Below are 18,815 nucleotides of genomic sequence, written 5' to 3'. Positions count from 1 at the left end.
ATGCGGGCAAAGATTCACGGCGGCATAGTCGTGCCGCAAAAGTCATTGAAGAGGTAATCGCGGATGAAAGTCCTTGTCGCAGTAAAGCGGGTTGTAGATTACAACGTAAAGATCCGTGTTAAGGGTGATGGTTCGGGCGTTGAGCTATCGAACGTGAAGATGTCGATGAACCCTTTTGACGAGATTGCAGTTGAAGAAGCGATCCGTCTTAAGGAAGCAGGCAAGGTGACGGAAATCATCGCGGTTTCGGTTGGCCCGGCACAGGCACAGGAAACGCTGCGCACGGCGCTTGCCATGGGTGCGGATCGTGCCATTCTGGTCAAGGTTGATGAAGCTGTCGAGCCGCTTGGTGTTGCCAAGGTGCTGAAAGGCGTTGTCGAGGCTGAACAGCCAGACCTCGTGTTCCTGGGCAAGCAGGCGATTGATGACGACGCCAACCAGACTGGTCAGATGCTTTCGGCGCTTCTCAACTGGAGCCAGGCAACTTTTGCATCGAAAGTTGAACTGGGTGACGGTTCGGCCAAGGTGACCCGCGAAGTTGACGGCGGTCTTCAGACCATTGATGTGAAGCTTCCAGCCATTGTGACAGTTGATCTTCGTTTGAACCAGCCGCGTTATGCATCGCTGCCAAACATCATGAAGGCCAAGAAGAAGCCACTTGATGAAAAGTCGCCTGCCGATTTCGGTGCTGATATTGCGCCGCGTCTTAAGGTCTTGAAGACTGAAGAACCGGGTGGCCGCAAGGCGGGCGTCAAGGTCGGTTCGGTTTCCGAACTGGTCGAGAAGCTCAAGGCCGATGGCGTATTGTAAGAAATCGGAAGGGACAAGATAAATGGCTATTCTTCTTATTGCCGAACATGACAATGCAAGCCTTTCCGATCAGACCGCAAAGGCACTGACGGCTGCCGGTAAAATCGGTGGCGATGTGGACGTGCTGGTTGCAGGCAAGGGTGCGAAAGCTGCAGCTGACGCAGCTGCAAAGCTTTCCGGTGTGCGCAAGGTTCTGCTGGCTGAAAGCGATGCGCTGGAAAACCGTCTGGCTGAGCCATTGGCAGCACTCATTGTTGAACTTGCAGGCCAGTACGACACGATCATCGCACCAGCAACCACTTCGGCCAAGAACGTGCTTCCACGCGTTGCAGCACTTCTCGATGTGATGCAGCTTTCTGAAATCATGGAAGTGGTGTCCGCTGACACTTTCAAGCGTCCGATCTATGCAGGCAATGCAATCCAGACTGTGCAGTCAACTGATGCCAAGAAGGTCATCACCGTTCGTACGGCTTCGTTCCAGGCTACCGGCGAAGGTGGTTCGGCTGCAGTTGAAAGCGTGAATGCTGCGAGCGATCCGGCACTGTCGAGCTTTGTTGAGAACGCGCTTTCGGGTGGTGATCGTCCGGAGCTGACCTCTGCCAAGATCATTATCTCGGGCGGTCGTGCACTTGGTTCATCGGAAAAATTCCAGGAAGTGATCCTGCCTGTTGCTGACAAGCTTGGTGCTGCGGTTGGTGCCAGCCGTGCGGCAGTTGATGCGGGCTATGCACCAAACGACTGGCAGGTTGGTCAGACCGGCAAGGTGGTTGCACCTGATCTTTACATCGCAGTTGGTATCTCGGGCGCGATCCAGCATCTTGCAGGCATGAAAGACAGCCGCGTGATTGTTGCGATCAACAAGGACGAGGAAGCTCCGATCTTCCAGGTTGCCGATTACGGCCTCGTCGGGGATCTCTTCACCGTGTTGCCGGAGCTCGAAAAAGCGCTCTGATCATAAGAAAGGCGGCAGGGAAATCTGCCGCCTAGTGGATTGAATTTGACGTTTGAAACCCGACTGACACACATGCTGTTTCAAACGTCAAATTCAATCCACTAGCTCATTTGTTGCCCGTCCTTTGCGTCGACTTTTTGCCGGCGTTCGGGCGGGTTCTTTATAAGTGCTGCGTAATACTCGGCTTGAAGTTTAGGATTGCATTTTGACAGGCAAGCTGTCTTGTTAACCGGGCTTTCAAGCGATGTCAGATACAAAGCTTGACATGGGCCGCATGCCGGCCGGGTAAGACCCAGATACAGGTACTCTGTATTTGAAGAATGGATATACTCAAGCAGATCTCCGCTATTGGGCGAGAGCATGAAGGAGTTGAGACTGTGGCGATCAAGACGGTAGGCATTGTTGGCGCAGGACAGATGGGAAGCGGAATTGCCCATGTGTGTGCGTTGGCAGGATACGACGTGCTTTTGCATGATGCGGCGGCGGACCGGCTGGAAAAGGGTATTGCCACAGTTAATGGCAACATGGCGCGACAGGTGTCATCCGGTAAGCTGGAAGAAAAACAGCGCGCCGATGCCATGAAGCTGATCCGCGCAGCGAATTCCATGGAAGATCTAGCGGGTGTCGATCTGGCCATTGAGGCCGCGACCGAAGACGAGACTGTCAAGCGCAAGATTTTCGCGCAGCTTTGTCCGATCCTGAACCCGGAAGCGATTGTCGCAACCAACACGTCGTCGATTTCCATCACGCGACTTGCTTCGACCACAGATCGTCCGGAGCGTTTCATCGGTATTCACTTCATGAATCCGGTACCGCTCATGAAGCTGGTTGAGTTGGTGCGCGGTATTGCGACTGAAGAAGATACGTTCCGCAAATCAAAGGATTTTGTAACGGCGCTCGGCAAGACCGTAACGGTTGCCGAAGATTTCCCGGCTTTCATCGTTAATCGTATTTTGCTGCCGATGATCAATGAGGCGATCTACACGCTTTATGAAGGTGTGGGCAGTGTCGAGGCCATCGATACGGCGATGAAGCTTGGCGCCAACCATCCTATGGGGCCGTTGCAGCTTGCTGATTTCATCGGTCTCGACACGTGTCTTTCGATCATGCAGGTGCTGCATGACGGGCTGGCCGACTCCAAGTATCGCCCATGCCCGCTTTTGGTCAAATATGTTGAGGCGGGATGGCTTGGTCGCAAGACGGGTCGCGGTTTCTATGACTATCGTGGCGAACATCCGGTTCCGACGCGCTAACCCCTCTAAATTTTCCCGACAAAGCCGGTGTATTCACGCCGGCTTTTTTAATTGTGTCTAATTTCTCACGCCTGTGGAAAACCTGAATATCGTTACCATTAACTTACTGTTAACTCTGACGATTCAGGAGTTATTCATCTTTAATCGTTAAAGTTTTCATTAAGATGTTCGGAAGCTAAAAAGCATTCAACTCGACCCCCGTGGTTGCGTGGCGAGCATCACTTTCGAGCAGAAAATTCTTGATGAGGTGAAGGCGATGAACATTATCGTTCAGCTACGTGACAGTGTTAATGTCATCCGTGAGTTCGTCGCACCGAGCTACAGGCCCGAGCGCCATTACATGCGCGGCCCGGGTCCGGCTTGCGCGGCACGCACGGCAAACTAAATACTGAGCTTCGGTTCTCATTTTCAGAGACAAAGCCTGTCAGGCTCTTGTTGAAAATGGCTAAGTTCACGCAACAGAAAAGCCAGAGCGGATGACCGCTCTGGCTTTTTGTTTTGTCGAACCGACGCTCGCTTATTCCAAACCTTCAAACAGCGCTGTCGAAAGATAGCGTTCTGCAAAGGATGGAATGATGATGACGATATTCTTGCCCTTGTTTTCCGGGCGCTTGCCGACTTCGATGGCGGCTGTAAGCGCCGCACCCGATGAGATGCCGACAGGAATGCCTTCAAGACGCGCAATCAGGCGTGCATTGGCAAAGGAATCCTCGTTGGAGACAGTCACCACTTCATCATAGATTTCGGTGTCGAGCGTCTTTGGTGCAAAGCCTGCGCCGATGCCCTGGATCTTGTGCGGGCCGGGTGTGCCACCTGAAAGAACCGGGGAATCCTTAGGCTCAACAGCGATCACTTTGAACGATGGCTTGCGTGACTTGATGACCTGACCGACGCCGGTAATAGTGCCGCCGGTGCCGATGCCGGAAATCAGAATGTCAGCTTCGCCATTAGTGTCATTCCAGATTTCCTCAGCCGTTGTGCGGCGATGAATTTCGGGATTGGCCGGGTTTTCGAACTGCTGAGGAATGATCGCATTCGGATTGCCTTCTGCGATTTCCTCAGCCTTGGCGATAGCGCCCTTCATGCCTTTCGGGCCTTCTGTCAGCACGAGTTCAGCACCGAGCAACTTGAGAAGCTTGCGACGCTCGATCGACATGGTTTCAGGCATGGTCAGCACAAGGCGATAGCCCTTGGCAGCCGCAGCAAATGCAAGTGCAATACCGGTGTTGCCGGAGGTTGGCTCTACAAATACGGTCTTGCCAGGAACAGCTTTGCCCTGCGCTTCAAGCGCTTCGATAAGCGCAAGACCGATACGATCCTTGACGCTTGCCAACGGGTTGAAGAATTCCAGCTTCACCAGAAGATTGGCTTCGACGCCGTTTTCCTTGGCGAACTTGTCGATACGGACCAGTGGCGTATTGCCGATGGTATCGAGAATGGAATCATAGATTCGACCGCGTCCTACGGTTTCACCGTCTTTTGCGCCAAGGGGCTTGCTCATGGAATAATCTCCTTCTGTTTGAAGCGAAGTTTATGAGGAAATGGCGCAAAAGCATAGCTGGGACCATGCTTCGGATTGCATAAAATTAGAATTATATTCTTTAAAGATTTGGTTCTTAGTAGATAATTCCAAGTAATTGGGTATCAACAGAGTACACGATCATTTGTGCAAAAATTGGTCCTTCCCGACACAGAAACATTGTCCCCGATCTTTCGATAAGCTTCTCGTGTCTATAAGCTTTTGCTGTCTTAGAGCGGTCCCAGTTAAGGTTGAGTCGTCGGAACCGCTTCGCACTTTTGGCTCAAATGCTTCATTGATCCGCATCAATGCTCTTTCCGTCAGGACAGGCATGATCGGATGACCATCACAATCTGGAGGTCCGAACTGTGTATAAGTCTATTTTGATCGCAACCGATGGATCTGAACTCGCCGATAAGGGCGTGGACCAGGGGCTTACTCTTGCAAAGCAACTTGGGTCAAAGGTGTTGTTTGTTTCGGTGACCGAACTTCTGCCGTCCTATGGCATTGTTGTTGCTGCGGAATGGGCATCGAGCCCGGCAGCTTTTCAGGAGTATCGTGAGGCAATCACCCAAGCTGCCGCCGAGCTTCTCGCAAAGGCCAAGGCAAAAGCCGAGAGCGTGGATGTTCCTGCCGAGGTTCTGCACATTGAGAACCAGTCACCAGCACAAGGGATTATCGAGGCGGCCAAGCACAAGCAGTGTGATCTGATAGTTATTGCATCGCATGGTCGTCGTGGCGTCAACAAATTGCTTCTGGGCAGTCAGGCAGCAGAAGTGTTGTCGCTCAGTGCTGTTCCTGTTCTGGTGGTTAAATAAGTCGCGCAATCTGCGTGACGATATCGATGGAATATTTTTCGTTGCCGCTCGCTTGAGCGGTCAACAACGCAAGAAGATTCCCGAACGTCTCTGGTAAGCTGTTCCCGCTCACCTTGTTGAGCGGGAGGATCTTTTACAGGAGACAAACATGACCGCGCCTCGTCCAAATAAGACCAGCATCGGCAATCATGTACTTCATCCAGAAACCCAGATGCTCAATTATGGCTATGATCCTGAGCTTTCCGAGGGCGCGGTCAAGCCGCCGGTGTTTCTGACCTCAACATTCGTTTTTAAGACTGCCGAAGACGGGCGCGATTTCTTTGATTTCGTTTCCGGTCGTAAAGAGCCGCCCGCAGGCGTTGGTGCGGGCCTTGTCTATTCACGCTTCAATCATCCCAACAGCGAGATCGTGGAAGATCGCCTTGCTGTCTATGAAGGGACCGATAGTTGCGCGTTGTTTTCGTCCGGCATGTCGGCAATTGCGACAACCTTGTTGGCTTTCGCGCGTCCCGGGGATGTAATCCTGCATTCTCAGCCGCTTTACGGCGGCACCGAAACATTGCTCGCGAAGACTTTCCATAATTTCAACGTTGCGGCTGTGGCGTTTGCCGATGGTGTGCATGAGACCTTGATTGAAAAGGCCGCTGATGAAGCGACAAACAAGGGGCGCGTCTCGGTCATCTTGATTGAAACGCCCGCCAATCCGACCAACAGTCTGGTCGACATCGCAGCCATCCGGCGCGTTGCCGAGAAGATTGCGGCAAAGCAGGAAGGGCTACGCCCTGTCATCGTTTGCGATAACACTTTGTTGGGCCCTGTTTTCCAGAAGCCGCTCGAACACGGTGCAGATATCTCGCTTTACTCGCTGACGAAATATGTCGGCGGTCATTCCGATCTGATTGCTGGCGCTGTTCTCGGTGCCAAGGCCGTGGTCAAACAGGTAAAGGCGTTGCGGGGGGCAATTGGAACGCAGCTCGATCCGCATTCCTGCTGGATGCTTGGGCGCTCGCTTGAAACCCTCGGCATTCGTATGGATCGTGCTGACAAGAATGCGCTTGCAACCGCTGAGTTCTTGCGCGAGCACCCGAAAGTCGAGAAGCTGCATTATCTGCCGTTTTCAGATGAAGCCTCCGCTGTCGGACAATTGTTCAAACGCCAGTGCACAGGTGCAGGCTCCACCTTCTCATTCGATATCAAAGGGGGGCAGGCGGCAGCTTTCCGTTTCCTGAATGCTTTGCAGATCATCAAACTCGCTGTCAGCCTTGGTGGAACAGAATCGCTGGCAAGTCACCCGGCAGCCATGACGCATTCTGGTGTTCCGATTGAGGTGCGTGAGAAGATCGGTGTGCTCGAATCGACGATCCGTCTGTCGATTGGCATTGAGCATCCGGATGATTTGATTGCAGATCTCGCACAGGCGCTGGAAGCAGCGTGAATAATGGGTGGTGGGACAAATGGTGCGGGTGGTCGGAATCGAACCGACACTCCTTGCGGAACCGGATTTTGAGTCCGGCGCGTCTACCAGTTCCACCACACCCGCACATGACTGCCAATGCAGTCTGACATGGTCCAAAAACGGACAGCGGGGAGGGATATACCGGCTAAACGAAACAAGGTCAATCGCCCTCAAGCGGCTTGACCGATTATACTTTCAAGTTAAGCCGCGAAGTCGGCGAGACAGGCGATTTGGCTTGAACAAAGCGCTCACCCGTCAGTCCAAAAGACCTTTTCAAAGCTGTTTAGAGTGCCGTGCGCTCTCTTGGGTGGACAAAGCAAGCTCCAAATTACTGAGTCTACGCATCGTTCTTTCCAAAAATCTAATCCGATTTTTGGGCCGATGCTTAGAGCAAAATCCGGACTGAGTGAAACTGGGATCTACAAGATTGTGATTCTGGTAAAAGACCTGAGCGCATATCCCGAAAGGTGTAGAGCGCCTAAGCGGGATCAGACAAAACACAAATTAAACCAGATCTGGGAGCGCAGATCTCAGTCAGTCAAATCGGAATACTCTCTACATCATAATTCCTTAAACTTGAATCAGTTTAAGGTAAAATTATGCTGTAAATATAAAGTATTAGAGCGACCTTTGTGCGCCCAAGAGGGCGCACGGCGCTCTAGGGTCCAGACTCAATTGAGCCACCATGTGACGATGGCAGCGATATAGCATGTGGCTGTAAAGTTCAGCATGAGCTTGTCATATCGTGTCGCGACCCTCCTCCAGTCCTTGAGGCGGCAAAAGGTGCGTTCGATGATGTTTCGGCGGCGGTAGGCAATTGGGTTGAAAGGTTTGATCCGCTTACGGGTCGGATTATTTGGAATGACCGGTTCAGTGCCGCGAGCTTTGAGAAAATCGCGTAACGCGTTGCTATCGTAAGCCGTATCGGCAGCGCACAGGTTGCTTGGCGGCAGTGGCTCAAGCAGTGGGATGGCAATGGGAGCGTCACCGCGCTGCCCAGGGGTTATTCTCAGTGCGACTGGGCGGCCACAACCATCGACAACAGCATGTATTTTTGTCGATCTGCCGCCTCGCGATCGACCGATGGCTTGAGCTTCCGCCCCCCTTTTCCGCCAGCAGCAGATCGGTGCGCCTTTGCGGTGGTGCTGTCGATCATGTGAATGTCGCGATTGGTCGTCTGCACCAGTGCTTCGAATAGTTGCCGCCATATGCCTTTGGCAGACCAACGATGGAAACGATTGTAGATGGTTGTCGAGGGACCGTAGACAGCGGGGCAATCCTGCCACCGACAGCCAGTGCGCAGCACATGGATGATGCCGCTAATCACCCGGCGGTCGTCAGTTCGATGCGCGCCGGGTTGGTTCGTTGGAAGCAAAGGAGCGATCACTGCCCATTGCCGATCATCAAGCCAGAATTCTCCTGCCATGCTCCAAAACTCCCGTTATCAGGAGAGTGAATCATGAAGAAGTAATTTGATCAAATGTTTAATTGGGTTTGGAGCCTAGAGCGTGTAGCGCATAATCGCACCCATGGCGCTCGTCTTGAATCCCTTTAATTGTCGCATGTTCGCTAACGCTAAATGTGTCCATTTAGCTGTGGCATGCGTTAGCCTCAGCGGCGCAGATTGTACTCGACGATATTCCAGCAGACCAGAAAGGCAATAAATCCGAGCACTATCAGGTCGAGGGTTTTCAGATAAGTGAGATATTCAAACATAGCGCATCTCCTTCCCAAGGGAGGCGCTTTGGTGTTTGTGAGCGGCGAAAGATGGTCGTGTTTATCGGTTTACTTAATCGCAATTGAGTAAAACTCAATGCCAAGCAAATCAGACCCTCATTTTTCGCCTGCCAATTTTGATTTCAGGCGCTCTCCCAAAAACAATGATAGCACAGCTTCCGATTATCTCAAGTAATCGCATCTTTTTTCTTTTGTCTTGGCTACCTGTTATTTGCGCTCGGTAAAGTTGCGGATGCGATTTCGGATAATGCGCGTGAGATTGCGCGTCCGCTGATAGAGGTGGATTTGCGATGCTGCCTGCCGAACATTCTTGTCAGCTCCCGGGCGAAGACCAACCACCAGAGTTTCAATGGTTCCGTGTTCTTTAAACAGACGAGACATAACCGGATGATCAGGCACAGCGCACGAATCCGTGCGTGTGATGTTCGTATCCTCAAGATGATTTTTAACCACCTCAATCATTAACAACATGCCCGGTGAATAGGTTTGAAGCGTTTCGTCATAGGCTGTTTTCCAGGTCCATGCTTCGCCTGAGACAGTGAAAACAATCAGGATGGCTACCACACGACCAGCGAGTTCCAATGTGTGGATGCGAACGCAGTCGCGCTCTGCAAGATTGTTGACGGCTTCACGGGCAAAGGCCGCGCGAAAGCGGTCAACAGCCATGGCAGTTCCACGTCGGCCTTTCCAGCCACTGGCTTCCAATGTCAGGAAATGCTCGAACGCATGGCGGACTTCATCTGGCGTTCTTGCAATACGGTGTGCGAGTTCGCCTTTTTCTGCAAGGCGGCGCCATAGACGACTATATTCGCGACGATGATGCGCATCGATAGCCTGCTTGACGTAGTCTTCCCCATCCAGGTTGCTTTCCAGGAACGGACGCTCTTTCTGCTCGATTGAAACGATGGGCAATTGTCGACCCACCGCTACCGAGCGGATTAGTTTTGCGACCGAACCATTGGCCCGCATTTCGGGAAGCACCAGGACTTCCGGCATTTTGATATGATCGCGTGCAAGAATATCGAACAGGTCTTCCAGAACGCCAACGGGGTCATCATGGTCGATAAGCGGCGTGCCCTGCGGACCAAATGGCGTTGCCCAGGCACGAATGACAGGTGCAGAAAGCGGTAGCCCGGGGCGCTCGATGGTATAGGGCATGACGAAACGCAGCCGGCTACGAACTTCGTTTTCATCGCGCATGACCATGAAGCGCACTTCGCGGTCCTCCAGACGCGGCATGGCTGGGGCGAGAAAACGTGCGTTGAAAAAGATGTTCGGCTCAATCGTGCGATTGCTCAGGTGGTCAAGCTCGTCACGCAATTCAAAGCCTGCCGATGCACCGTAGATTGCAAGCTTGCGTGGGATATCGCGGCTATGCAGGCTTTCCTCCAGTCGTTTAGTCGCATCCATAGCTGGCAGATTTTCGGACAATTGCGAAATGATGCGGGCTGTGTGTCCGCCTGCGGATTCTTCAAGCAAAGGTTTCGCGGCCATTACAAGGTCTCCTCAGAGCTATTGCTGCGGGCATCTCGGGTGCGCTTTTGGGGAATAAGAATAAACATCGTAATCTGCATGGTGCGGTGCACAGCGGTTGAAAGCAGAACCGCCTCAAGCAACATCGAGATGGCTGTCGAGAAGGCGGCCCCCATCAGACCAAAGCGCGGAATGAGAATAAGGTTGAGCGCGACGTTAACGGCAAGCGTCACTGCATAGAGCAGAGCACAGATATTCTGCTTGCCAGACATGTTGAGCAGGCTTTCGGCAGGTCCGACGCTTGCGCGTGCAATCACGCCGATGATCAGAATGAACAAAAGCGGATAGCCTTGCGCGAAGGCGCTGCCGAAGAGCATCAACAGCGGATAGCCCATGGCAAGGATGACAATGCCGAGAAACAATGTCGGCCAGAAGGTCCAGCGGGTCGATGCTTCTGCAAAGGCTGCAAATTCCGCACGGTCGCCGCTGTGCAGCAGATCAGAATAGCGTTGTGCGACGCTTGCCTTGACCGCGAAATAAACAAAATGGGCCAGCGCCATGATTTTTGTTGTCGCGAAATAGATCGCCACATGCTGCGGGTCCATGATGTGGCCAACCATTAGCACATCGACATTGATCAGAAGGAAGAAAAAACCTTCGACAAAGAAAATCGGCAGGGCAACTTTCATCCATGCCGCCAAATGGATTTCCTTTGGTCCATATGAGATATCTTTTGCAAGTGACCGATCAAGGGTCAGCAATTGCCCGATCGTGGTCACCCAGGTTGCGGCGATGGAAACAGCGAGTGCATTTGTAGCAGTTGATGGCAATCCTGCGGCGTGAGCTGCAACCATGAAAATGAGAACGAGCAGCGGACGGATGATGTAGCTCGGCGTCAGTGCCAACATGATCCATGTACGCGACCGGGCAATGCCATCGAGCATATCGCCAAGCGCAATCATTGGCAGGCACACGAAGCCGAGAATGAACGGAATGAGATAATAGCTCTCGATACGGTCTTTCAGGAGTGCCAACAGCACGACGCCTAACAAGGCGATCGCAGTTGCTGATCCGAGCGCGAAAAGCCGTCCGGTATAAAGAATACCGCGTAGCGGATTAAGCAGGTTGCGCTGAATATATTCAGGCACATAGCGGATGATTGTTGTATGCAATCCGAAACAGGCGAGATCACCGATAATGATCATGGTTAGCCAGACGAGAACGAAAATGCCATACTGGAATTCACCCATCCAGCGGGCGAGGATAACCTGTGAAAGCAGAGCTATTGCCGCACTTGCTGCACGCACAGAAAAGGCCAGCAGCGACGAGCGCTGGGCACTTGCCTGCGGGCCTGCTCCCATTAAGACAGCATCAACCCGCTCCGTCATGGGACGAAGTCTGGCTGCGATCTTGCCAGGCAAAAACTGGCTCGCTGCTCTCGTTGCCGAAAAACCCACTCGTTGCCAACCCTGTTTATCGCGGAGCTTAAAGCGCGTCGCGTTTTAAGTCTTTGTTCTTACCGCGGCTCCAGTTAAGACTGAATCGTTGGAACCGCAGTAACTATTTGTTTTTACGCATTATCCTACGCAAAACCGCTTCGCACTTTTTGCTGGAAATGCTTTAAGCATGTCGTTATCGGAAAACCGGATCCCAATTTTCCGCGACAGGCTTTAGTTCAAGGCTCCGCTATTTTTGCTGATCTTCTTAAGGACCATCTTTTATACGCATCCGAAACTGTTTCGGTTTTGCAATGGCTGATCATTAGATGGCAGTTCTTTAAAAAGGTAAAAAGAAAAGATCTTTGCTGTCAAAGCGGAGCCAAATTGAAAGAGATGGTAATTACTTTCTGAAGATATCAGTTTTTAAGCAATTGCTGAAATTGAAGTGTATGGCGATCTATGTCTTCTTCACTCGTTTCTGGTGTGTCGCTTTGATGTTTAAAATATGCGGGCAGCGGCACCAAGTGTACAAAGAAAAACCCCGGCGATTTCACGCCGGGGTTTTGTATGAGACAACACTTTTCGGTATGCGCTTAATCAAACGCTCCGTGGCAGTGCTTGTACTTCTTTCCTGATCCGCAAGGGCAGGATTCATTACGGCTGACCTTACCCCATGTCGTCGGATCTGCCGGGTCACGCTCGCCAGCCGGGATGACACGTTCATCCTGCTGATGCTCTGCCCATGCGTTCTCATCAAAGTCATTCTCGCCGGTGGTGCCGTCGATATGGCGACCGGTCATTGGCGGAAGCTCCGGCTCTGGTGGAGCTTCACGAACGATTTCAACGCGCGAGAGCTGTGTTATGACCACTTCACGCAAATTCGCGAGCATGGACTGGAACAGCTCAAAGCCTTCCGTCTTGTACTCGTTGAGCGGATCACGCTGAGCATAGCCACGGAAGCCGACAACCGAACGCAGATGATCGAGATTGACCAGATGTTCGCGCCACAGATTGTCGAGCGACTGCATGATCACCGACTTTTCGATGTAAGTCATGATCTGCGGGCCGAAGCGCTCTGCCTTCTCGGCAGCGGCCTTGTCGGCAGCTTCCTTGATGCGGGCTTCAAACTCTTCTTCGGCGATGCCTTCTTCCTTGGCCCAATCTTCAATCGGCAGGACAAGGTTGAGCTTGGTAAGAACGTCGTCTTTCAGGCCCGCAATGTCCCACTTTTCAGCGTAAGCATCTTTAGGGATGCGCAGAGTGACCATGTCCTCTATGACCTCATGGCGCATTTCCGCCACGGTCTCAGTCAGGTCTTCTTCGTCCATCATTTCAAGGCGCTGCTCGAAGATCACCTTACGCTGATCGTTCATGACGTCGTCGTACTTGAGCAGATTCTTGCGGATTTCGAAGTTACGCGCCTCAACCTTGGTCTGCGCCTTTTCAAGCGCCTTGTTGATCCATGGGTGGACGATGGCTTCGTCTTCCTTGAGGCCGAGCTTCTGCAGCATGCCGTCCATACGGTCGGAGCCGAAGATGCGCATCAGATCATCCTGAAGCGACAGGAAGAATTTCGAACGGCCCGGATCGCCCTGACGACCGGAACGGCCACGCAGCTGGTTGTCGATACGGCGGCTTTCGTGACGTTCGGTCGCCAGAACGTAAAGGCCACCGGCAGCGAGAGCTTTTTCTTTCAGCCGCGCGATATCAGCCTTGATCTCGGTGATCTTCGCATCGCGCTCTGGGCCTTCAGGCACATCCGAAAGCTCTTCACGCACGCGCATTTCAAGGTTGCCGCCGAGCTGAATATCCGTACCGCGACCCGCCATGTTGGTGGCGATGGTCACGGCACCCGGCACGCCAGCTTGCGCGATGATGAAAGCTTCCTGCTCGTGGTAGCGGGCGTTGAGGACCTGGAAGTCCTTCACACCTTCCTTGCGCAGACGCTCAGCCAGAAGCTCTGACTTTTCAATCGAGGTTGTGCCGACGAGGACCGGCTGTCCCTTTGCATGCGATGCGTGAATGTCCTTGACGATGGCTTTGTATTTTTCTTCGACCGTGCGATAGACTTCATCGTCTTCGTCAATACGCTTGACGGGAAGATTGGTCGGAATTTCCAGAACTTCGAGACCGTAAATATTGCCGAACTCTTCCGCTTCCGTTGCAGCCGTACCGGTCATGCCGGAGAGCTTGGTATACATGCGGAAATAGTTCTGGAAAGTGATCGAAGCCAGTGTCTGGTTTTCAGGCTGGATCGTAACCTTTTCCTTCGCTTCCAGTGCCTGATGGAGACCTTCCGAATAACGGCGGCCCGGCATCATGCGACCAGTAAACTCGTCAATGATGACGATTTCGTCATTGCGGACGATATAGTCTTTGTCGCGCTGGAACAATTTATGCGCCCGCAGCGCGTTGTTCAGGTGATGGACGATCGCGACATTCTCGATGTCGTACAGGCTTTCGCCTTTCAGATGTCCCGCAGCGTCGAGAAGCTGCTCGACCTTTTCGGTGCCGACTTCGGTGAAGATGGCTGTCTTCTGCTTCTCGTCGATCTCAAAATCTTCCGGCTCAAGAGCTGGAATGAAAGTGTCGATGAGGTTGTAGAAGTCGGAGCGATCTTCGAGCGGGCCGGAAATGATCAGCGGCGTACGCGCTTCGTCAATGAGGATTGAATCCACTTCGTCGACGATGGCGTAGTTGTGACCGCGCTGTACCATCTGGCCGCGCTCATACTTCATATTATCGCGCAGATAATCGAAGCCGAGCTCGTTATTGGTGCCGTAGGTAATGTCGCAGCCGTAAGCGGCTTGCCGCTCGTTGTCATCAAGGCCGTGCTTGATGACGCCCACGGTGAGACCGAGGAAGTTATAAAGCTTGCCCATGGTTTCGGCATCGCGGCTGGCGAGGTAATCATTGACCGTCACCACATGCACGCCCTTGCCTTCAAGCGCGTTGAGGTAAACAGGCAGCGTCGCCATCAGCGTCTTGCCTTCACCCGTGCGCATTTCAGCAATGCCGCGTTCATGCAGGACCATGCCGCCGATCAGCTGTACGTCGAAAGGACGCATACCGAGCACGCGCTTGGCGGCTTCACGCGCCGTTGCAAAAGCGTCCGGCAGCAGGTCGTCGAGCTTCTTGCCTTCTGCGAGTGCTGCGCGAAATTCCGCAGTCTTCGCCTGAAGCTGTTCGTCGGTGATTCCTTCGTAATTCTTCTCAAGCGCAGTAATCTGTTCCGCACGAGCCCGCAGTGATTTCACTTGGCGGTCGTTGGATGAACCAAATATCTTGCGGGCGAGGCCGCCAAAGCTGACCATTCCTGGTCCTTTCCTGTCCGTTCAGCCGGAAGCGCTTCCGGCAATGTCGAATGCTTTATTCACGCGTATTGAAACAAATGCAAGAAAACTGCGCTTTAAAAGCCGCCAGATACGGCGCATTTTTCGCGTAATTCCCCCGGTCGCTTACTGGACGACAAGTCGAAGGACAGATAAGAGGGGCTTCAAGCGATGTCAACGTTGCTCGACAGGCCGGAAATCCTGTCTTTTATAGCGGACAACAGTCCTCCCGGGCCAAATTCCGCCGCATTCATGGGGCCGGTAGGCGGTCTCGAAGGAGAGAATCTCATATGAAAGCCATTCTCAAAGCCCCGTACCGCAAGGCTCTTGCCATTCTTGCCACGTCTGTTGCACTGGCAGGTTTTTCGGGCACCGTTGTCTTTGCGCAGGATGCTGCACCAAAGCCAGCTGAAGCCACCCAGTCCGAAGCAACACAGTCTGCAGCTGCTTCCGAAGATCCTGCAAAGGTTCTTGCGACTGTAAACGGTAAAGATATCACCGTAGGTGAAGTTGATCAGGCCGCTGGTGATCTTGATCCGCAGTTTGCACGCCTTCCGGCTGAACAGCGCCGTCTGGCCGCTCTCGCAGCTCTCATCGACATCAAGGCGATGGCTGATGAAGCCGCGAAGGAAAAGCTCGATCAGAGCGATGAATTCAAAAGCCGTATGGAATTCCTGCGTGAACGCGCACTCCATAACGAATATTTCAAGGATGCGGTTGTCGACAAGATTTCTGACGCCGATGTTCGTGCGCGTTACGACAAGGAAATCGCAGCTATTCCGCCGCAGGTCGAAGTGCGTGCACGTCACATTCTTGTGAAGACCAAGGAAGAAGCTGAAGCGATCATCAAGAAGCTCGAAGGTGGCGCGAAGTTTGAAGATCTCGCCAAGGAAAGCTCGACCGATGGCACTGCTGCTAATGGCGGCGATCTCGGTTACTTCTCCGAAGGACAGATGGTTCCGGAATTCGAAAAAGCAGCTTTTGCATTGAAGCCAGGTGAATATACCAAGGAACCAGTGCAGTCGCAGTTTGGCTTCCACGTGATCCAGCTAGAAGATCGCCGTACAAAACAGCCACCAGCATTCGATCAGGTTTCTGAGCAGATCCGTTCGATCATCATGCGTGAGCGTTATGTCGAAATGGTCAAGAAGCTGCGCGATGGCATGAAGATCGAATATAAGGATCCGGCTGTCGATAAAGCCATGAAAGAAGCCGCAGCGGCGCAGGAACAAGGCGATGAGGGCGATGCCCCAGCCGCTACCCAGCCGCAGCAGTAAGCCTTGAAAGAAATACAGACGCCCCGGATTTCCGGGGCGTTTTTCATTGTCGCTCAGAGCGTTTCAATTTTCCCTGTATCAGGGGAAACGCTCCAAATATTTGCTTTGGCGCGCATCTTGTCCAAAAACCGCTTCGCACTTTTCGGGATGCGCTCCAGTTAATACTTGATTTTACGCCGCAAACATTTCCAATGCGCCAGAATCAAATCGCATCTCTTCAGAGGCAATCATGTCCGCTTCCGTATCACCGCTCGCCCCTAAACATTATCCATCCATGCCGGTTATTCACGGTGTGCGCATTGCAACCGCCGCTGCCGGTATCAAGTATAAGGGCCGCACGGATGTCATGCTGATGGTGTTCGACAAACCAGCAGAAGTGGCAGGCGTTTTCACGCGTTCGCTCTGCCCGTCAGCGCCGGTTGATTTCTGCCGTGGCAATCTCGCACACGGCAAGGCGCGCGCAGTCGTGGTCAATTCGGGCAATGCCAATGCTTTTACTGGTCTGAAGGGCCGTGCAGCCACGGAAGCAACGGCTCAAGCGGCAGCTAAGGCTGTCGGTTGCAATACGACCGATGTGTTTCTTGCCTCTACCGGTGTTATCGGCGAGCCGCTGGATGCGTCCAAGTTCTCCGGACTACTCGATGATATGGCGAAATCCGCCAGCGACGATTTCTGGACTGAGGCCGCCAAGGCCATCATGACGACCGACACTTATCCGAAAGTGGCGACCGAAACGGTGTTGCTCGGTCAGGTTCCGGTCACGATCAATGGGATTTCCAAGGGCGCGGGCATGATCGCGCCTGATATGGCGACCATGCTTTCATTCGTCGTCACCGATGCACCGATCAAGTCGGATGTCCTGCAAAGCTTGTTGTCGAAGGGCGTTGGCTCGACCTTCAATGCAGTCACAGTCGATAGCGACACCTCCACTTCAGACACGCTGATGTTGTTTGCAACAGGTTCTGCTGCTGAACGCGGCGCCCCTGAAATTACAGACGCCTCAGACAAGCGCCTTGGCGAATTCAAGAAGGCGCTGGCACGCGTCCTGAAATCGCTAGCGCTTCAGGTTGTGCGGGATGGTGAAGGCGCGCGCAAGATGGTCGAAGTTGAAGTGACGGGTGCAAAATCCGCAGCTTCCGCCAAGAAAATCGCGCTTTCCATTGCCAATTCACCGCTGGTCAAGACCGCCGTTGCCGGTGAAGACGCCAATTGGGGCCGTGTGGTCATGGCTGTCGGCAAAGCCGGAGAACCGGCTGATCGCGATCTGCTGGCAATCTGGTTCGGCGATATTCGTGTTGCATATCAGGGCGAACGCGACCCGGCCTATTCCGAAGAGGCAACCTCGACCTATATGCAGGGCGAGGATATCCTCATCCGAGTTGATCTCGGGATCGGTAACGGCAAGGCGACAGTCTGGACCTGCGATCTGACGAAAGAATATGTGGCTATTAATGGCGACTACAGAAGCTGAGTTTACGGAGTTGACTGTGACAAAGCCCGGTTCCGCGCAAAATCTAGCTATTGTTCGCCAGCTTGAAGCTGTGGGCTTTCGTGCATGGCCTGCCACGTCCGTTCATTATGACGGGACATGGGCGATACGCATGACGGCTGCACATCCTTCAAAGCGCCTCAACTCGGTCAATCCGCTCGATCCGGGTGATACGCGTGATATTCCGGCGCGTATCGAACTGGCTTCACAGCGCTTTCGCGCTTACGGACGTGTGCCATGTTTCCGGCTTTCGCCGCTCGCGCCGGTCGAACTTGAAGATTATCTCGAAGGTCTGGGATGGAAGCGTCAGGACGAAACCATCGTCATGACCTCCAATCTGGAAGAGCTGGATCTGTCGCAGGAACGGGATCAGATACCTCTCAAAGATATCGGGCGGTTTGTCGAGGCATCCGTGGCGATCCACGGACGCCCCAAAGAACTTCGTCCGGGGTTCTCTGAGCTGCTCGACGGCATTCGTCCCAACAAGGGCATGTTTGTTCTCGAAGATGGCGGACGCGCTGTTTCCAATGTGCTTTGTGTGCAGGACGGTGTTATGGCCGGTCTTTTCGATGTAGGCACATTGCCCGATGCCCGTCGCAATGGATATGGGCGCGCCATAATCGGGTCAACGCTTAAATGGGCCGCGAGCCTCGGTGCTAAAAAGGCATGGCTTCAAATTGAAGCGGACAATGTGGCGGGGCTTGCGCTTTACAAGCGCTTTGGCTTTCAGGAAGCCTATCGTTACGCTTACCGGGAGAGCAATGAAAAATGAGTGAGAGTAAATCCCGCCGTATCGTGCTGGTTGCGGCCTGCGCGCTTGTGGATGCTGATGGACGCGTTCTTCTGGCGCAACGGCCGGAAGGAAAATCGCTTGCCGGTCTCTGGGAGTTTCCCGGTGGCAAGGTTGAACAGGGTGAAACTCCCGAAGAAACACTGATCCGCGAGTTGCAGGAAGAAGTTGGCATTACGACAAAGGTAGCGTGTCTTGCGCCGCTGACCTTTGCCAGCCACACCTATGACGACTTTCATTTGCTGATGCCACTCTATGTCTGCCGCCGGTTTGAGGGCGTTGCACAGGGGCTGGAAGGACAGGCGCTGAAATGGGTCCGGCCAAAGGATATGCGGGACTATCCGATGCCACCTGCCGATGAGCCGCTGATACCGTTTTTGATCGATCTTTTATGAGCTGTGGAAAGTCTAAAAATAGCTGACAATTCCTTACGATTTACAGCCCGCGTTAATCGATGATTCACTCCACTG

General features: G+C 53.2%; 14 protein-coding genes, 1 tRNA gene and 1 pseudogene. 10 read left to right on the top strand and 6 right to left on the bottom strand.

Translation table 11 applies throughout. The features are described from left to right. Nucleotides 1–63 precede the first annotated feature (63 nt). From CES85_RS20580 to CES85_RS27465, 4 genes are all read left to right on the top strand, one after another. Complete coding sequence (locus CES85_RS20580; RefSeq protein WP_095447557.1) at nt 64–810, top strand: electron transfer flavoprotein subunit beta/FixA family protein; 747 nt, start codon at nt 64–66, stop codon at nt 808–810. 22 nt (nt 811–832) lie between these two features. Further along, the gene (locus tag CES85_RS20575) at nt 833–1,762 is read left to right on the top strand and encodes an electron transfer flavoprotein subunit alpha/FixB family protein (RefSeq protein ID WP_095447556.1); all 930 of its coding nucleotides are present in this window, start codon (nt 833–835) and stop codon (nt 1,760–1,762) included. A 377-nt stretch (nt 1,763–2,139) separates the two neighbouring features. Beyond that, complete coding sequence (locus CES85_RS20570; protein WP_024896859.1) at nt 2,140–3,015, top strand: 3-hydroxybutyryl-CoA dehydrogenase; 876 nt, start codon at nt 2,140–2,142, stop codon at nt 3,013–3,015. Nucleotides 3,016–3,223: 208 nt separating this feature from the next. Next, nucleotides 3,224–3,400: a hypothetical protein gene (locus CES85_RS27465; protein WP_167388288.1), complete on the top strand. Its 177-nt coding sequence runs from the start codon at nt 3,224–3,226 to the stop codon at nt 3,398–3,400. A gap of 132 nt (nt 3,401–3,532) precedes the next feature. Here the strand turns inward: CES85_RS27465 and cysK are convergent, their stop codons facing one another. Further along, entirely contained in the window at nt 3,533–4,516 is a 984-nt protein-coding gene (gene cysK, locus CES85_RS20565) for a cysteine synthase A (RefSeq protein WP_095447555.1), read from the bottom strand. Nucleotides 4,517–4,902: 386 nt separating this feature from the next. Here cysK and CES85_RS20560 point away from each other — a divergent pair, with 386 nt between their 5' ends. Together CES85_RS20560 and CES85_RS20555 are read left to right on the top strand one after the other, a co-directional pair. Then, a complete protein-coding gene (locus tag CES85_RS20560; protein WP_095447554.1) occupies nt 4,903–5,352 on the top strand; it encodes a universal stress protein in 450 nt (149 codons plus the stop codon). 148 nt (nt 5,353–5,500) lie between these two features. Further along, nucleotides 5,501–6,787 (top strand): cystathionine gamma-synthase family protein, encoded by a 1,287-nt coding sequence (locus CES85_RS20555; RefSeq protein WP_095447553.1) that lies wholly within the window; start codon nt 5,501–5,503, stop codon nt 6,785–6,787. 20 nt (nt 6,788–6,807) lie between these two features. Here CES85_RS20555 and CES85_RS20550 read toward each other — a convergent pair. The 5 genes and pseudogenes from CES85_RS20550 to secA all read right to left on the bottom strand — a co-directional run bounded on the left by CES85_RS20550 (nt 6,808) and on the right by secA (nt 14,771). After that, nucleotides 6,808–6,892, bottom strand: a tRNA-Leu gene (locus tag CES85_RS20550). Between the two features lie 656 nt (nt 6,893–7,548). Next, nucleotides 7,549–8,234 (bottom strand): annotated as a pseudogene (locus CES85_RS20545) (IS5 family transposase); the annotation flags it as partial. Between the two features lie 518 nt (nt 8,235–8,752). Continuing rightward, nucleotides 8,753–10,039 (bottom strand): type IV secretion system effector crotonyl transferase BspF, encoded by a 1,287-nt coding sequence (bspF, locus tag CES85_RS20540; protein ID WP_095447552.1) that lies wholly within the window; start codon nt 10,037–10,039, stop codon nt 8,753–8,755. After that, on the bottom strand, nt 10,039–11,475 hold the full coding sequence (locus tag CES85_RS20535) for a lipopolysaccharide biosynthesis protein (RefSeq protein ID WP_095447551.1): 1,437 nt from the start codon (nt 11,473–11,475) through the stop codon (nt 10,039–10,041). Before CES85_RS20535 ends, bspF begins: the two co-directional genes overlap by 1 nt. Before the next feature lie 575 nt (nt 11,476–12,050). Beyond that, nucleotides 12,051–14,771, bottom strand: a complete 2,721-nt coding sequence (gene secA, locus CES85_RS20530; protein WP_095447550.1) for a preprotein translocase subunit SecA — start codon at nt 14,769–14,771, stop codon at nt 12,051–12,053. Nucleotides 14,772–15,079: 308 nt separating this feature from the next. Here secA and CES85_RS20520 point away from each other — a divergent pair, with 308 nt between their 5' ends. The 4 genes from CES85_RS20520 (at nt 15,080) to mutT (ending at nt 18,740) form a co-directional block, all read left to right on the top strand. Beyond that, nucleotides 15,080–16,066, top strand: a complete 987-nt coding sequence (locus tag CES85_RS20520) for a peptidylprolyl isomerase (protein ID WP_095447998.1) — start codon at nt 15,080–15,082, stop codon at nt 16,064–16,066. A 229-nt stretch (nt 16,067–16,295) separates the two neighbouring features. Continuing rightward, on the top strand, nt 16,296–17,537 hold the full coding sequence (gene argJ / locus CES85_RS20515) for a bifunctional glutamate N-acetyltransferase/amino-acid acetyltransferase ArgJ (protein ID WP_095447549.1): 1,242 nt from the start codon (nt 16,296–16,298) through the stop codon (nt 17,535–17,537). After that, complete coding sequence (locus CES85_RS20510) at nt 17,518–18,327, top strand: GNAT family N-acetyltransferase (protein ID WP_095447548.1); 810 nt, start codon at nt 17,518–17,520, stop codon at nt 18,325–18,327. The genes argJ and CES85_RS20510 overlap by 20 nt, the downstream gene beginning before the upstream one ends. Continuing rightward, complete coding sequence (gene mutT / locus CES85_RS20505; RefSeq protein ID WP_095447547.1) at nt 18,324–18,740, top strand: 8-oxo-dGTP diphosphatase MutT; 417 nt, start codon at nt 18,324–18,326, stop codon at nt 18,738–18,740. Before CES85_RS20510 ends, mutT begins: the two co-directional genes overlap by 4 nt. The last annotated feature ends 75 nt before the right edge of the window (nt 18,741–18,815 follow it).

Source organism: Ochrobactrum quorumnocens (assembly GCF_002278035.1).
Taxonomy (GTDB): Bacteria; Pseudomonadota; Alphaproteobacteria; order Rhizobiales; family Rhizobiaceae; genus Brucella; species Brucella quorumnocens.
Note: the sequence above shows the minus strand (reverse complement) of the source record. Positions and strands in the feature narration are given on the sequence as shown.

Bases quoted from the DNA above. Each gene is read 5' to 3' on its own strand.
- CES85_RS20580 (WP_095447557.1), top strand. From the start codon at position 64: ATGAAAGTCCTTGTCGCAGTAAAGCGGGTTGTAGATTACAACGTAAAG.
- CES85_RS20575 (WP_095447556.1), top strand. From the start codon at position 833: ATGGCTATTCTTCTTATTGCCGAACATGACAATGCAAGCCTTTCCGAT.
- cysK (WP_095447555.1), bottom strand. From the start codon at position 4,516: ATGAGCAAGCCCCTTGGCGCAAAAGACGGTGAAACCGTAGGACGCGGT.
- CES85_RS20555 (WP_095447553.1), top strand. From the start codon at position 5,501: ATGACCGCGCCTCGTCCAAATAAGACCAGCATCGGCAATCATGTACTT.
- bspF (WP_095447552.1), bottom strand. From the start codon at position 10,039: ATGGCCGCGAAACCTTTGCTTGAAGAATCCGCAGGCGGACACACAGCC.
- secA (WP_095447550.1), bottom strand. From the start codon at position 14,771: ATGGTCAGCTTTGGCGGCCTCGCCCGCAAGATATTTGGTTCATCCAAC.
- CES85_RS20520 (WP_095447998.1), top strand. From the start codon at position 15,080: ATGAAAGCCATTCTCAAAGCCCCGTACCGCAAGGCTCTTGCCATTCTT.
- argJ (WP_095447549.1), top strand. From the start codon at position 16,296: ATGTCCGCTTCCGTATCACCGCTCGCCCCTAAACATTATCCATCCATG.
- CES85_RS20510 (WP_095447548.1), top strand. From the start codon at position 17,518: ATGGCGACTACAGAAGCTGAGTTTACGGAGTTGACTGTGACAAAGCCC.
- mutT (WP_095447547.1), top strand. From the start codon at position 18,324: ATGAGTGAGAGTAAATCCCGCCGTATCGTGCTGGTTGCGGCCTGCGCG.